Source organism: Arthrobacter livingstonensis (assembly GCF_003219815.1).
Lineage (GTDB): Bacteria > Actinomycetota > Actinomycetes > Actinomycetales > Micrococcaceae > Specibacter > Specibacter livingstonensis.
Genome location: NZ_QJVD01000012.1, coordinates 16,455 through 30,533 on the forward strand (window position 1 = coordinate 16,455; position 14,079 = coordinate 30,533).

The 14,079-nt window shown below is 65.2% G+C and carries 14 protein-coding genes; 8 read left to right on the forward strand and 6 right to left on the reverse strand.

Annotation, left to right across the window (positions count from 1 at the left end):
* Positions 1-24: 24 nt before the first annotated feature.
* Both CVV68_RS12080 and CVV68_RS12085 read right to left on the reverse strand, forming a co-directional pair.
* Positions 25-615 carry a TerD family protein gene (locus CVV68_RS12080; protein ID WP_110501260.1) on the reverse strand — a complete coding sequence of 197 codons (591 nt, stop codon included), beginning with the start codon at positions 613-615 and terminating at the stop codon, positions 25-27.
* A 16-nt stretch (positions 616-631) separates the two neighbouring features.
* Positions 632-1,744, reverse strand: coding sequence for a DUF475 domain-containing protein (locus CVV68_RS12085; protein WP_245933511.1), 1,113 nt, complete (start codon positions 1,742-1,744; stop codon positions 632-634).
* A 337-nt stretch (positions 1,745-2,081) separates the two neighbouring features.
* Between CVV68_RS12085 and CVV68_RS12090 the strand changes: the two genes are divergently transcribed.
* Entirely contained in the window at positions 2,082-3,197 is a 1,116-nt protein-coding gene (locus CVV68_RS12090; RefSeq protein ID WP_170133159.1) for a type I restriction enzyme HsdR N-terminal domain-containing protein, read from the forward strand.
* 26 nt (positions 3,198-3,223) lie between these two features.
* Positions 3,224-4,228 carry an adenosine deaminase gene (locus CVV68_RS12095; protein WP_110501263.1) on the forward strand — a complete coding sequence of 335 codons (1,005 nt, stop codon included), beginning with the start codon at positions 3,224-3,226 and terminating at the stop codon, positions 4,226-4,228.
* A 182-nt stretch (positions 4,229-4,410) separates the two neighbouring features.
* Here CVV68_RS12095 and CVV68_RS12100 read toward each other — a convergent pair whose 3' ends face one another.
* Positions 4,411-5,079 (reverse strand): LysE family translocator, encoded by a 669-nt coding sequence (locus CVV68_RS12100; protein WP_110501264.1) that lies wholly within the window; start codon positions 5,077-5,079, stop codon positions 4,411-4,413.
* Between the two features lie 107 nt (positions 5,080-5,186).
* Here CVV68_RS12100 and CVV68_RS12105 point away from each other — a divergent pair, with 107 nt between their 5' ends.
* Entirely contained in the window at positions 5,187-5,642 is a 456-nt protein-coding gene (locus CVV68_RS12105) for an Lrp/AsnC family transcriptional regulator (RefSeq protein WP_211320814.1), read from the forward strand.
* 64 nt (positions 5,643-5,706) lie between these two features.
* Here the strand turns inward: CVV68_RS12105 and CVV68_RS12110 are convergent, their stop codons facing one another.
* Positions 5,707-6,426, reverse strand: a complete 720-nt coding sequence (locus CVV68_RS12110; protein WP_110501266.1) for a FadR/GntR family transcriptional regulator — start codon at positions 6,424-6,426, stop codon at positions 5,707-5,709.
* Between the two features lie 44 nt (positions 6,427-6,470).
* Entirely contained in the window at positions 6,471-8,243 is a 1,773-nt protein-coding gene (locus CVV68_RS12115; RefSeq protein WP_170133160.1) for an L-lactate permease, read from the reverse strand.
* A gap of 163 nt (positions 8,244-8,406) precedes the next feature.
* Between CVV68_RS12115 and CVV68_RS12120 the strand changes: the two genes are divergently transcribed.
* From CVV68_RS12120 to CVV68_RS12135, 4 genes are read left to right on the forward strand one after another with little or no spacing between them, the layout of a single operon-like run.
* Positions 8,407-9,204 carry a (Fe-S)-binding protein gene (locus CVV68_RS12120; protein WP_110501268.1) on the forward strand — a complete coding sequence of 266 codons (798 nt, stop codon included), beginning with the start codon at positions 8,407-8,409 and terminating at the stop codon, positions 9,202-9,204.
* The gene (locus tag CVV68_RS12125) at positions 9,201-10,724 is read left to right on the forward strand and encodes a lactate utilization protein B (RefSeq protein WP_110501269.1); all 1,524 of its coding nucleotides are present in this window, start codon (positions 9,201-9,203) and stop codon (positions 10,722-10,724) included. Before CVV68_RS12120 ends, CVV68_RS12125 begins: the two co-directional genes overlap by 4 nt.
* Positions 10,721-11,368, forward strand: coding sequence for a LutC/YkgG family protein (locus CVV68_RS12130; RefSeq protein WP_110501270.1), 648 nt, complete (start codon positions 10,721-10,723; stop codon positions 11,366-11,368). The genes CVV68_RS12125 and CVV68_RS12130 overlap by 4 nt, the downstream gene beginning before the upstream one ends.
* Positions 11,369-11,417: 49 nt before the next feature.
* Complete coding sequence (locus CVV68_RS12135; RefSeq protein WP_110501271.1) at positions 11,418-11,936, forward strand: mycothiol transferase; 519 nt, start codon at positions 11,418-11,420, stop codon at positions 11,934-11,936.
* Positions 11,937-11,938: 2 nt separating this feature from the next.
* Here CVV68_RS12135 and CVV68_RS12140 read toward each other — a convergent pair whose 3' ends face one another.
* Positions 11,939-13,405 (reverse strand): MFS transporter, encoded by a 1,467-nt coding sequence (locus CVV68_RS12140; protein ID WP_245933503.1) that lies wholly within the window; start codon positions 13,403-13,405, stop codon positions 11,939-11,941.
* A gap of 82 nt (positions 13,406-13,487) precedes the next feature.
* Here CVV68_RS12140 and CVV68_RS12145 point away from each other — a divergent pair, with 82 nt between their 5' ends.
* The gene (locus tag CVV68_RS12145) at positions 13,488-13,991 is read left to right on the forward strand and encodes a MarR family transcriptional regulator (RefSeq protein ID WP_211320815.1); all 504 of its coding nucleotides are present in this window, start codon (positions 13,488-13,490) and stop codon (positions 13,989-13,991) included.
* The last annotated feature ends 88 nt before the right edge of the window (positions 13,992-14,079 follow it).

Below are 14,079 nucleotides of genomic sequence, written 5' to 3' on the forward strand. Positions count from 1 at the left end.
TCCTTGTTTGAGAGGTATGGGTGGTTACAGGGATGCTGCGGCGGGCTGGATCAGGTCCATGACGGTACGGCCGTTCGCGCGCTCGCCGATGGCCTTGAAGGACCAGCCGGAGCCTTCACGGGAAACCTTCGCCATGATCATGGCGGTGTGCGTTCCCGAGTCGGTCAGCTGGAAGCGGGCCACCTCGGGGGAGCCGGCAGTGGAGTCGTCCACCAGGCGGCAGAACGCGTTCTCGACCTCGTTGAAGGTCTGGCGGCTGTAGCTGCTGATGACGAACACGATCTGGGTGACGGCGGCCGAAACACCGGCCAGGTCCACCAGGATGGTCTCGTCGTCGCCCTCGCCCTCGCCGGTCAGGTTGTCGCCGGTGTGCTTGGTGGAGCCGTCCTTGCTTTGGAGCTGGTTGAAGAAGACGGTGTCCACGGCCTTGCCGGCGGCGTCGAAAAAGATGGCCGAGGCGTCCAGGTCGATCTCGGCGGCCTTCTTGGTGCCGAAGAATCCGCGCTTCACCGGTGCGGCCGAATCCCAGCCGAGGCCCATGCGCACCTTGGTGAGGGAAGCGCCGTCGTTCTTCTTCAGTGAAAGTGACTGGCCTTTTTGCAAGCTAAGTCCCATGGTGGGGCCTCCTGGATTAGTTGGAAAGTTGCTCTACTTTAGGTGAATCGTTGGTATTTAATCGCTTGTTGCGGATGATCGAGGAAATGAAGGCGGCGCCGATGAAGACCACGCCGATGACGCCGGTGACGACCTCGTTGATTTCAATGCTGATGGTCAGCAGCAGGATAACGGACAGGGCGCCAATGGCCCAGTGTGCGCCGTGGTCCAGGTACTCAAATTCGTCCAGGGTGCCTTCACGGACCAGGAACACCGTCAGTGAACGGACAAAGATGGCGCCGATCAGGCCCAGGCCCAGGGCGATGATGATGGGGTCGGAGGTGATGGCGAACGCGCCGATCACGCCGTCGAAGGAGAAGGACGCGTCGATGATTTCCAGGTACAGGAACAGCATGAAGGCCGCCTTGCCCACCGCCTTGCCCACGCCCTTGTTGGACTTCCTGGCAATTTTTGCCGACTCGGCGTCGGTGTCCTCGGCGTCGGTGTCGCCGTCCCCGTCGACGTCGAACATGTCGCCGAGGCCGTTGACGAGCATGTAGGTGACCATGCCCAGGATGCCGGCAATGAGCACATCAACTTCCTTGCCCGGACGGACCATGGCGGCTGAGGCGACGAGGACGACCAGGGCGATGGCCATGGAGGCACCGTGCAGGCGGCCAATGAAGGCCAGCGGCTTCTCCAGGAAGCCGATCCAGCGGATTTCACGCTCCTCAAACATGAAGTCCAGGAACAGCATGAGCAGGAAGACACCGCCAAAGGCGGCGATTTGCGGGTGGGCGTCGTGGAGCAGGTACGCGTACGTGCCCGGGGTGTGGATGTCGCCCTTTTCCAGGGCGAGCGAGACGGCCTGGACCGGGTTGAGGTTGGCCGTCACGCCAACAATCAGCAGCGGGAAGGCAATGCGCATGCCCAGAACGGCGATCAGGATGCCGACGGTCAGGAACATCTTCTGCCAGAACGCGCTCATTTTTTCCAGGATGCGGGCGTTGACCACGGCGTTGTCAAAGCTGAGGCTGACTTCCAGGACACCGAGGATGGCACAGAGAATAAGTGCCTCAAGGCCGCCGTAAATGAAGGCCACAACAAGGGCCACGGCGGTGATCCCAAAGGACCACCCAAAAGTTTTCATGAACACGCGCTGACAGACTCCTCGAGAGTTCCCGGCCCACAAGACACGGGCGGTGACGGTTGGCTTCCAGCAACGCCCAATGGCCAAACGGTTTTAAGGCTGTGCGGCCATGAAGACTGTGAAGCTTTCATCAATTATCTCCAATTGCGCGACTTATTCCTAATGGAAAGCTAACATTCAAGCTGGGAGAATGCTGATAGTTCTCGGGGCTTCCGGCGGACGCGCGCCCGGGCGGGATGCCCGGGGGACACCGTCATCCCGCCTGCATAACGACGCGGTTCACCGGGCGCTGATGCCAGGGGACCGCCTTGAGGAATTGATTGAGGGGAATCGCAAAATGGAACAAACCGAACTTGACGCCAAAACACTTGCTCGGCTCCGGGCACTGACCGCGTGGGCCGCGTCCGCTGCAGGAGCCGGCCTGAGCGTTCCCGCAGCACCACAGCTTGAATTGATTGCCGTGGCAAGGAGTGCCGAGAGTGCCGGAGTTGGGGAGACATTCGTCCTACGTTGGGCGGCAACCATGAATTGGCTGATGGGCCAGGCCGCGTTTGGTGTCGTTGACCCACACCTGCAGCTGCCAGAGGAACTGAAAATGCCCGCCGAACTGCGATTGGCCGTGGCGGGGCCGGGTGATGCCATGGCCTCCGGCCTCGTGGCCGCCGTCCCGGAGGCCACGAGGCCGGAGGCAACCATTCCGGCCGTTCCGGCCAAGTCAGCGCCGCGGGTTGCGGGGAAGGCGACTGTGCCGGCAAGCAAACTCCCCAAGTGGGAGCTCGCCGCCATGGAGCAGGTCCGCGACGCCATCACCCATTATGCGAAGCCTTTGCAGGACCTTCGGGCCAGGGATGCCAACGAAGGCGACACCCGGTTGGTGGTCACGGACATGCTGTGTGAAGGGTTGGACTATGACAAGTTCCGCGACCTGACCACTGAATACATGGTGAAGCAGGACTTTGCCGACTACGGAGTCCGTATTGACAAGCAAATGGTGGCCTTCATTGAGGTGAAGCGGATCAGCCAGAAACTCAACGAGCGCCACCTTCGCCAGGTGCAGATGTACGCCGTCAACGAAGGCGTGGAATGGATGGTCCTGACCAACGGTGCGCTATGGCAGGCCTACCACCTCACTGGCGGCCTGCCGGTGATCGTCAACATGGCCTTTGAGATCGACCTCCTGGGTCCGGCATCGCTGGAAGAAAAGTCCCAAGCGATGTTCCTGCTGCATCGGGAGGCGCTGAAGCGACGGCGGATTGACGAAGTCTGGAAACACCGGGCCGTCACCGAACCGGGCCCGTTGCTCGGTCTGATCCTGTCCGAAACAATTCTCGACCAAATCCGCAAGGAAGTTAAGCGCCAGACCGGCATAACGACCACTGTGGAGGATCTCAGTGAAGCCATCAAGACGGGGATTGTCGATCCCAAGCTCATCGCCAAGCTGTACAGGTCCTAGCCATCCGCCGTCGTAGACTGGCGGCCATGACGACTGAATTTCTCCTGCCGACGGCCGAACTCCACCTGCACATCGAGGGCACGCTGGAACCGGAGCTGATCCTGGAACTGGCGGCCCGCAACGGCATTGCGCTGCCGCACCCCACCCTGGCGGATCTGCGGGCCCAATATGAGTTCACGGACTTGCAGCACTTCCTGGACCTGTATTACGCGAACATGGCCGTGCTGGTCACCGAGGCCGACTTCGCGGACATGACCCGCGCCTACCTTCTCCGCGCCCAGGCATCCGGGGTGCGGCATGCGGAGATCATGTTTGACCCGCAGGCGCACCTTGGGCGCGGCATTCCACTTTCGACGGCGGTGCGCGGCATTTCCTCCGCGCTCGCTTCCAGCCAGGACGAGTTTGGCATCAGCACGGCATTGATTGCCGCGTTCCTCCGCGACCAATCCGAAGAATCGGCCCTGGCGGTGCTGGAGGAACTGCTGGCGATGGGGGCGCCCATCATCGGGATCGGACTGGACTCGGCGGAGGTGGGCAATCCGCCGTCGAAGTTCATCAGGCTCTTCGAACGGGCGCGGGCCGCGGGACTGCGGCGGGTGGCGCATGCCGGCGAGGAGGGTCCGCCCAGCCATGTGTGGGACACCCTGGACCTCCTGGGCGTGGAACGCATTGACCACGGGATCCGGTCGGTGGAGGATTCGATGCTGGTCAGGCGGCTGGCCGCCGACCAGGTTCCGCTGACGGTCTGCCCGCTGTCAAATGTGCGGTTGCGCGCCGTGGACACCCTGGCCGCGCACCCCTTGCCGCAAATGTTGGCGTCCGGGCTCAACGTCTGCATCAATTCCGACGACCCGGCCTACTTTGGTGGCTACATGGGAGAGAACTTTCAGTCCCTGGTGGCGGAATTTGGCCTTGATGTGGATGCGCTGGAGTTGCTGGCCGGGAACTCCATCCGGTCCTCGTTTGCACCGGAGGCCCGCAAGGCGCAGCTGCTGGCCGAACTTGCCGCCTGGCGGGCAGCGCGGGTCTGACGTTCGGCGAGGGCGGGGCCAACCCGCGGTGCGAAGTGGTCTTTTTGCTGACAACGGGGCCAACCGGCGAACGCACCGACAAGATACCCCGTTTTCGCGAGTTGGCCCCTGTTTCGCGAGGACGGTGCGAAGATACGCCTGTCCCGCGGGGCGGGCCGCGGCGGCAACTCCGCTGCGCCGGCTTAGCCGCGGGCCAGCAGGTGCCCGGCGGCCTCGGTGACGGGCACCGCCTGTTCCACCAGCAGGACCGCGCCGAGTCCGCACATGATGATGCCGCTGGCCAGGGTGATGCCACGGGCCGCGCCGGGGCGGGAGCGCAGAAGTTTGCGCGATCCGGCCGCGACCACGCTGTAGATGACCGCTGCCGAGGCGACGAACGCCAGCCCCAGAATGAGTGACTGCACCGGGACCGGGAAAGCGGCGTGCGGGGTGATGAACTGGGGCGTCAGGGCCAGGAACAGCAGCATGCCCTTGGGGTTGATGCTGCTGACTCCAAAACCGTTCAGGAACGCACCCAGGTGGGTCCCGGCGTCGGCCCTGGTTCCCGCGGCGTGCGTGGAGAAGCCGGCGCCACGCCAGGATTTTACCGTTGAGGCGCCCAGCCACAACAAGTACAGGGCGCCGGCGACTGTCAGCCACAGCAGCAGGGCCGGCACGGCCGTCATGAGCGCGGCGATTCCGGCAGCCAGCAGGATGGTGTGAAGGACGTAACCGCTGCACAGGCCCGCGATGGCCGGGGCGAAGCTGCGTTCACGCAGTCCGGCCGCAATGGAGTAGGCCCAGTCCGGGCCGGGCGTACAGGTCAAGGTGACTGAGACGATGAGGAATCCGATGAGCGCCTGCGGATCCATGATGCTCCTGACAGGGAAGTAGTGATGCAAGCAAGCTTAGGGAAATAAATGCCAGAAGTGCTTGGCAATTTGCCCTTGAAAATGGGCATTTGGGATAGGATCTGATGGTGATTGACGCCATTGACAGAGAAATCTTGCGCAAGCTTCAGGATGACGGCCGCATGACAGCCACGGCGCTCGCCGCCGAGGTGGGCTTGACCGTGGCCCCGTGCCACCGCCGCCTGAAGGATCTCGAAGCCGACGGCGTGATCAGCGGCTACCGCGCCGTGATCGATCCGGCGTCGGTTGGCTTGGGGTTTGAGGCAATTGTGTTCGTCACGCTCGCCCAGGTGGACCGTGCCACCCTGGACAAATTTGAGGCCCTCGTGAGCGCCAATGTGCACATCACTTCCGCGCAGCGTCTCTTCGGGGACCCCGACTACATTTTGAAGGTCATGGCCGAGGACCTCTCCGCGTACCAGCAGTTCTTCGACAATGCGCTGACAGTGCTTCCCGGCGTGCAGCGCGTCAGCTCCACCCTGGTCATGAAGAACCTCAAACCCGGGTCGGGGCTCCCGCTGTAGGCAAGAGGAGCTCCTTCGAAAGTGTTGCCGCAAAGCTGCCGCAGGCAGGGGGCGCCAGGGAAGGTCAGTGGCCAGTCTCGGCGAAGAACCACTCGATGTGCTCGCGCAGCAGCTGCGCGGCCAGCGTTCCGTCGCGGGCGGAGAGGGCGTCGAGAATGCCGTGGTGTTGGGCCCGCAGCGTCTGCACGACGGGACTCCACTGTTCGTCGGTGGTGACGGAGTCGCGCACGTAGCCCATGATCGAGAGCCGCAGTGACTCCATCATGGCGGACACGACGGCGTTGCCGGCCAGGGTGCTGAGCAGTACGTGGAACTGCGCGTCGAGGTCGTGGAAGGCCTCGCGGTCCAGGCCGGGATCGTCCATCAGGGACAGCAGCTCCCTGGCCCGGGCCAGGGACGGCTCGTCGATCGCCCTCTCCGTTGCCGCCGTGGCCGCCCATGTTTCCAGGAGGATGCGGGCCTGAACGATGTCGTCGACCGGCAGGTGCCGGCTCGCCACGTGCAGGCGCAGGGTCGAGGAGAGCCCTGCGGCCGGGTTGGAGATCAGCACGGCCCCGGAGTTCGGCCCCGATCCGACCGCCGTGCGGACCAGGCCCATGACGTCGAGGATGCGGATCGCGTCGCGCACGGATGCCCGTGAGATGCCGTGCGTCTCTGAGAGGGTGCGCTCGCCCGGGAGGCGGTCGCCGATGCGCAGCGTGCCAGCGCGCAGCTCGGCCTCGATACTGGCCAAGACTGCCTCATAGGCGCGCGGACCCGCGGCCTGACCCGTTTTATCTGTCACGGATCCATCCTGCCACGGGCCCACGCCCTACACGTACATCTCTCTCAGGGAAGCATCCAGCCCAGTATGGGCGTGGACTGCAGGTACACCAGGATGCACAACACGGCCAGCATGCCCACGCTCCAGCCGATCACCTTGCGCAGGAGGACCGATTCCTGGCCGTCCATGCCGACGGCCGTGGCGGCGATGGCCAGGTTTTGCGGGCTGATCAGCTTGCCGACGACGCCTCCGGAGGAATTGGCCGCCACGAGCAGGTGCGGGTCGATGCCGGCCTTCATGCCGGCGGCCTGCTGCAGTTTCGCGAACAGGGCGTTGGAGGAGGTGTCCGAGCCGGTGACGGCCGTGCCGAGCCAGCCCAGCACCGGCGAGAGGAAGGCGAAGAAGCCGCCCGTGCTGGCCAGCCAGGTGCCGATCGCCACGGTCTGCCCGGAGAGGTTCATGACGTAGGCCAGCGCCAGCACCAGCAGGATGGTCGCCCCTGCCCAGCGCATGTTGTAGACGGTGTGGCCGATGGCGGCCACGGCCTGGCGCATGGTGATGGGGAACCGGCCCCCGTCGTTGAACACGGCGTACACCGCAGCGACGATCAGGCCGGTGATCAGCAACAGCGTTCCGGGGCTGGAGAGCCACTGGAAGTTGTACACGGTCGACGAGATGGGCTTGCCGGCGGTGTCCACGATTGCGTCGTGCAGCACCGGCCATGGCACGTGGATGTTCGTTGTGGCCAGCCACGCCGGGATGTTGACGCCGAGCTTCCACAGGTTCGCGATGCCAAAGACGACGATGACCAGCAGGTACGGAAACAACGCCAGCCACACCCGCGGGCCGGTGAGCTTCGCAGTGTCCCCGGCCAACGCCGTCGTGCCGTCTGAAACCGGGCTGCCGTCCGAAACCGAGCCGCCGGCGGAACCGGAGCCGCCGGCCATGGCGCCGACCGTGAGGCGATCGCGGGCCGCGTCGTGGCCCTTTGACTTCCATACGCGCAGGAACAGGTATGCGCCGGCGAGGCCCACGAGGGATGCGACGATGTCGGTCAGTTCATAGGAGAAATAGTTGGAGCACAGGAACTGGGCGATGCCGAAGCACAGGCCCGTGACGAGGGCGACGGGCCAGCACTCGCGCAGGCCGCGCTTGCCGTCGAGGATGACCAGCAGGATCAGCGGCACTATCACGGCGAGGATCGGTGCCTGGCGTCCGACGATGGCACCGATGTGGCCCGCGTCCAAGCCGGTCAGCCCGGCGGCGGTCGTGATCGGGATGGCGATGGCGCCGAAGGCGACCGGGGCAGTATTGGCCACGAGCACGGTGGCGGCTGCGCGCAGTGGGGACAGCCCGAGTGCGATGAGCATCGTGGCCGTGATCGCCACCGGCGCACCGAAGCCGGCCAGCGCCTCGAGCAGCCCGCCGAAGCAGAAGGCGACGAGGATGGCCTGGATGCGCACGTCGCGGCCGCCGATCACATCGAAGATGCCGCGCAGGTCCTCGAAGCGTCCGCTGATGACGGTGACGCGGTAGAGCCACACGGCCGTAATGACGATCCACAGCACCGGGAACGCGCCGAACACGGCGCCCTGGGACGCTGACAGTGCGGCCAGGCCGATCGGCATGTGGAAGCCGAGCACGGCGACCGCCACGGCCACCAGCAGCGACCAGGCACCGGCCACGTGGGCCTTGGTTTTGACGACCGCCAACAAGACGATGAATGCCAAAAGCGGCAGGAGCGCGATCAGCGCCGAGATGGCCACGCTACCGGCAACCGGGTCGGTGGTGGAGGTGAAATGGTCCACGGGGAATCCCTTACTTGATGACTGAGTCATGCGGTCATGGTCTGACCACTATGGTCCGACCACAAAAAGTGTAACCCATGTTTTGGATTCGTGTGGTGCACCTCACTGTGATTGTGTGTTCCACTAGACTTTGAATCAGTCGCCTAGTATGGTCAGACCACACTGTCGAGTTGTTTCGCCGAAGGATGAACCTGTGAAAATTGCGCTCTTCGCCACGTGCATCGTGGACGCCATGTATCCGCGCACGGCCCGTGCCACCGTGGCCATCCTGGAACGGCTGGGACACGAGGTGGTCTTTCCCGCAGGACAGGCCTGTTGCGGCCAGATGCACGTGAACTCGGGCTATTTCAAGGAAGCCCACCCCGTGGTCGCCAACCATGTGAAGGCCTTTGACACGGAAGACTACGACGTCGCCGTGGCACCCTCGGCTTCCTGCGTGGCCTCCGTCTCGCACCAGCACGAACTCGTGGCACGGCGCTGCGGTGACGCGGCGCTGGAAGCCCGGGCCTCCGTCGTCGGCGCAAAAACGTATGAGCTTTCCCAACTCCTGACGGACGTCTTGGGCGTGAGCAACGCCGCGGTTCAGCTGGGCTCGCATTTCCCGCACAAGGTCACCTACCACCCCAGCTGCCACGGCATGCGGCTGCTGCGCCTGGGGGACCGGCAGCTGAACCTCCTGCACTCAGTGGGCGGCATCGAACTGGTGGAGCTGCCCGAGGCCGACCAGTGCTGCGGCTTTGGTGGGACCTTCTCGATGAAGAACGCCGACGTCTCCAGCGCCATGATGGATGACAAGGCCGCCAACATTTGCGGCACGGGCGCCGAACTGTGCTCCGGCGGCGACGCCAGCTGCCTCATGCACATTGGCGGCGGCCTCTCCAGACAGGGGAGCACGGTGGGAACGTTGCACTTTGCCGAGATCCTGGCCAGCACGCTGTCGAATCCGGTGAGCGTCACCGGCGACGTCCAACTGGCAGGGGGCACCCGATGAGCAATACCTTTCTGGGCATGCCCACCCTGCCGGTCTTCGGCAGCGGCAACCTCAACGCCACCGAACCGTTCCCCAAGGCCGCGCACCGCGAACTCGGCAACGCCCAGCTGCGTGCGAACCTGGGCCATGCCACACACACCATCCGGGACAAGCGCCTGAAGGTGGTGGCCGAGCTGCCGGACTGGGAGGAGATGCGGGACGCCGGCAGTGCCATCAAGAACGCCACGATGGCCAAGCTGCCCGCGCTGCTGGAGCAGTTCGAAGCCAATTTCACGGCCCGCGGCGGCATCATCCACTGGGCCCGCGACGCCCAGGAGGCCAACGAGATTGTCACCGGGCTGATCCGGGCAACCGGGGAAACCGAGGTGGTCAAGGTCAAGTCCATGGCCACCCAGGAAATCGGCCTGAACGAATACCTGCAAGAGCAGGGCATCGCCGCCTTTGAAACGGACCTGGCCGAGCTCATCGTCCAGCTGGACCATGACAAGCCCAGCCACATCCTGGTCCCCGCCATCCACAAGAACCGCGACCAGATCCGCGAGATCTTCCTGCGCGAAATGGAGGACGTGGACCCGGGCCTGTCCAATGAACCCGCCCGCCTGGCCGAGGCGGCCCGCCGCCACCTGCGCAGGAAGTTCCTCACCGCCAAGGTGGCCATCTCCGGGGCGAACTTTGGCCTGGCCGACACCGGCACGCTCACCGTCGTGGAATCCGAGGGCAACGGCCGCATGTGCCTGACCCTGCCGGAAACGCTCATCACCGTCATGGGCATTGAAAAGCTGCTGCCCTTGTGGACGGACCTTGAGGTGTTCATGCAGCTGCTGCCGCGCTCCTCCACGGGCGAACGCATGAACCCGTACACGTCCCTGTGGACCGGCGTCACCCCCGGCGACGGGCCACAAAGCGTGCACCTCGTCATGCTGGACAACGGCCGCACCGCCGCGCTCGCGGACGAAATGGGCCGCACGGCCCTGAACTGCATCCGCTGCTCCGCGTGCATGAACGTCTGCCCCGTCTACGAACGCACCGGCGGGCACGCCTATGGCTCCACGTACCCGGGGCCCATCGGCGCCATCCTGTCCCCGCTGATGACGGGGATCAAGAGCGAGGAAAACAACTCGCTGCCCTACGCCTCATCGCTGTGCGGCGCCTGCTTTGACGCCTGCCCCGTGAAAATCAACATCCCGGAAATACTGGTGCACCTGCGCGGCGAGGACGTCGATTCCCAGCGCGCCAGGGTCAAGGTCCCCACGCAGATGGACCTGATGATGAAGGGCGCCGAATGGGCATTCTCCGACGGCGGTCATCTAAACCTGCTGGAAAAGGGCCTGCCGCTGGGCAAGCTCGTGGCCGGCCGGGACAAGGTCATCAAGAAGCTGCCCGGCCTGGCCGGAAAGTGGACGCAGTCCCGCGACATCCCGGCGCCGCCCGGCCAGTCCTTCCGCCAGTGGTGGGCGAAGGAACATCGGGCCCCGTCCGGCGTCGAAGCCGGGGAATCGGCAGAAGGAGACCAGGCATGAGCGCCCGCGAGGACATTTTGAACCGGATCGCCTCTGCCCTGCGCGATTCCCCGGCCACCCCGGAGATCCCGCGCAACTACCGCCGGGCCACGACCATGACGGCGGAGCAGCGGCTTGAGCAGCTGGTGGACCGGCTGCGCGACTACAAGGCGAACGTCTTCGTGGTGCCGGCAGCGGGGGCTCCGGCCAAGCTGGCCGAACTGCTGGCCGGCACCGCCTCCATTGTGGTGCCGCACCGGCTTCCGGAGGACTGGCTTTCCACCCTGCTGTCCGTGGGAAAGGACGACGCCGGGTCCCCGGCCGTGGAGGTCGACTCGCCGGAGCGCCGCCTCACCGTGGCGGAGCTGGACGCCGTGGACGCCGTGGTGACAGCGGCCGCCGTGGCCGTCTCCGAGACGGGCACCATCATGCTTGACGGCAGCCCGTCGCAGGGGCGGCGCATCATCTCCCTGGTCCCGGACCGGCATATCTGCCTGCTGCGTACGGCCGATATTGTGGAGGTGCTGCCGGAGGCCATCGCGCGCCTGGACGCGACGTCGCCGCAGACCTGGATCAGCGGCCCCAGCGCCACGAGCGACATCGAACTGGAGAGAGTGGAAGGCGTCCACGGGCCGCGGACCCTGGACGTCGTCATCCTGACTTAAGCGCGGTCTGCCCTCGACAGGTCCGGCCGCCGGTGGAAGCATGGCACCCATGAAAACTTCTGAGTTGTTGTTAGACGCCTTTGGCCGGATCGATGACATTGTGTCGCGTGTGCTGAAGGGAGTGGACGCGGACAGGCTGAACTGGCGCCCGGGCGGAACCGGCAATTCCATCTCCTGGCTGGTCTGGCACCTGTGCCGGGCCCAGGACGAGCAGATTGCCGACGTCGCCGGGATTGAGTCCGTCTGGGCTGCCGGCGGCTATGCCGCCCGCTTCGGCTTTGACTTGGACCCGTCGGACACCGGCTATGGGCACTCCGCGGTGCAGGTTGGCGTAGTCCGGGTTGATTCGACAGCGTTGCTCCGGGAATACCACGAGGCCGTGCTGCGGCAGAGCCTGGACTACGTCGGCGGTCTTTCCGACTCCGATCTTGACCGCGTGGTGGACAAACGGTGGGACCCGCCTGTCACGCTCGGCGTGCGGCTCATCAGCATCGTGGACGACTGCGTCCAGCACGGCGGTCAGGCTGCTTATGTCAAGGGCCTGCCAGCCGACAGCGCGGGTCAATAGCGCTAGGCGACCGGTGCCGCCTGCCTGGCGGCCGGCGTCGTGCTGGGCGTCTGGGCACTGTGCTCCCCGGCGGCCCGTCCCACCGGGATGAAGGCTGCCAGCAGGGCAGAGGCGGCAGCCGCGCCAATGGCGATGATGAAGGTGATCCGGAAGGCAGCCATCGTGGGCAGGGCCACGGGGCCCAGCTGCATGGTCATCGAGGCCAGCACCACGCTGATGACGGCGGCCGAGCTGGAGGTGCCGATGGCGCGCATCAGGGAGTTCAGTCCATTTGCCGCGGCTGTTTCGGTGATGGGCACGGCGCCCATGATCAGGGCCGGCATGGCGGCGAAGGCCAGGCCCAATCCGGCGCTGATGACCATGGAGGCAAGGATGATTTCCCAGACGGCGCCATTGAGCACCAGGGCCACCACGTAGCCGGCGGCAATGACAAGCGCCCCGGTGATCAGTGTGACCTTCGGACCCCTGCGTGCCGAGAGCCTTGCCGAAACGGGGGACAGGGCCATCATGACCAGGCCGCCGGGGGCTAGGGCCAGGCCGGCCTGGACCATCGACTGTCCCAGACCGTAGCCGGTTGCCGCCGGTGCCATGAGCAGCTGGATGAAGATCAGCGACATCCCGTACATGGCGAAGCCGATCATGATGGAGGACAGGTTCGTCAGCAGAACGCGGGGCCGTGCCGAGACCCGCAGGTCGACCAAGGCGTTGCGCGTGCGCAGCTGGTAGACGCCCCAGAGCAGGAGCACCACCACTGAGGTCGCGAACAACCCGATGGTCAGCGCACTGCCCCAGCCCCATTCGGAGCCCTTGGTGACAGGGACCAGCAAGGCGACAAGGCCCACCGCCAATCCTGCCGCGCCCACGCCGTCGAACCTCCCCGGCGTGGACACGGGGGATTCGGGCAGCACCAGTCCCACGAGGATTGCACACACCAGGCCCAGGGCCGCTGCCACCCAAAACAGCATGTGCCAGTTCGCGTTTTGTGCGATGAAGGCGGACAGCGGAATGCCAATGGCCCCGCCAACGCCCATGGTGGCGCTCATGGTGGCGATGGCCGGCCCCACCTGCCGGGGCGGGAGTTCGTCACGCATGATGCTGATGCCCAGCGGGATGGCGCCCATCGCCAGCCCCTGCAGGGCGCGGCCGATGACGATCAGGGTGAGGGAATCGCTTAGTCCGCACACCACCGACCCTGCCACCATGGCCAGCAGGCTCAGGATGAGAATGCGCCGTTTGCCGAACATATCCCCGAGCCGGCCGCTGATGGGCGTCACCACGGCGCCTGCCACGAGCGTTGCCGTCACGGCCCAGGAGGCGTCCGTGGCGGAGGCGTGCAGGAACTTGGGGAGTTCCGGGATCAGGGGAATGATCAATGTCTGCATGAGCGAGACGACGATCCCGCAAAAAGCCAGGGCGGTGATGACCAACCGCGGCGAGGGTGTGCGTGATGATTCTTTGTTACTGGACACCGGGCTCCTGATGACTGACTGATAGATGTTATGTATGATGCAATGAATATGTATCTTACATAAGAATGGCGGAGCCCGAACTGTGCTACCTGAAAAGAAGGTCCTCGGAGAGCTTGAATATGAGCTGATGCTCCTTGCCCGCCACGCGCTGCGCCCGCATCGCGGCGACGCGGTGCTGGACCGGTCCGCCATGGTCCTGCTGAGCCGGCTGGAAAGCGTGCCGCCCATGACCCTGAAGGAGCTCGCCTGCGCGCTGCGGCTCGATGGCTCCACCGTGCACCGCCAGACCGCCGCGCTGCTGCGTGCCGGGCTGCTGGCCTATGCCCCGCGCGACGGCGGTGAGGTGGCCCGCCGCGTGGCGCCCACCGAAGCGGGCCGCGCTGCCCTGGCGGGCAGCCGGGAGATTTACGAACAGGGCCTGGAGGGTGTGGTCCGTCACTGGCCCGAGGAACGGCGCAGGCAGCTGGTGGACATCCTCCAGGCCTTCAACCAGGAGGTTGAGGGGCTCGAAGGCGGCCCCTGGCCGCGCAGCCAAACAGGCCGCCGGGCGGGCGTCCGGGTGGACGGGGCCGGCCCCTTACATTAATGGTTTCTCCGGGCTAGGCTGAGAATTACCTCGGATTTTTCCAGTGAAATTCGCGCACCCTGAGACTGGTGACGAAGCTGCCACGGAT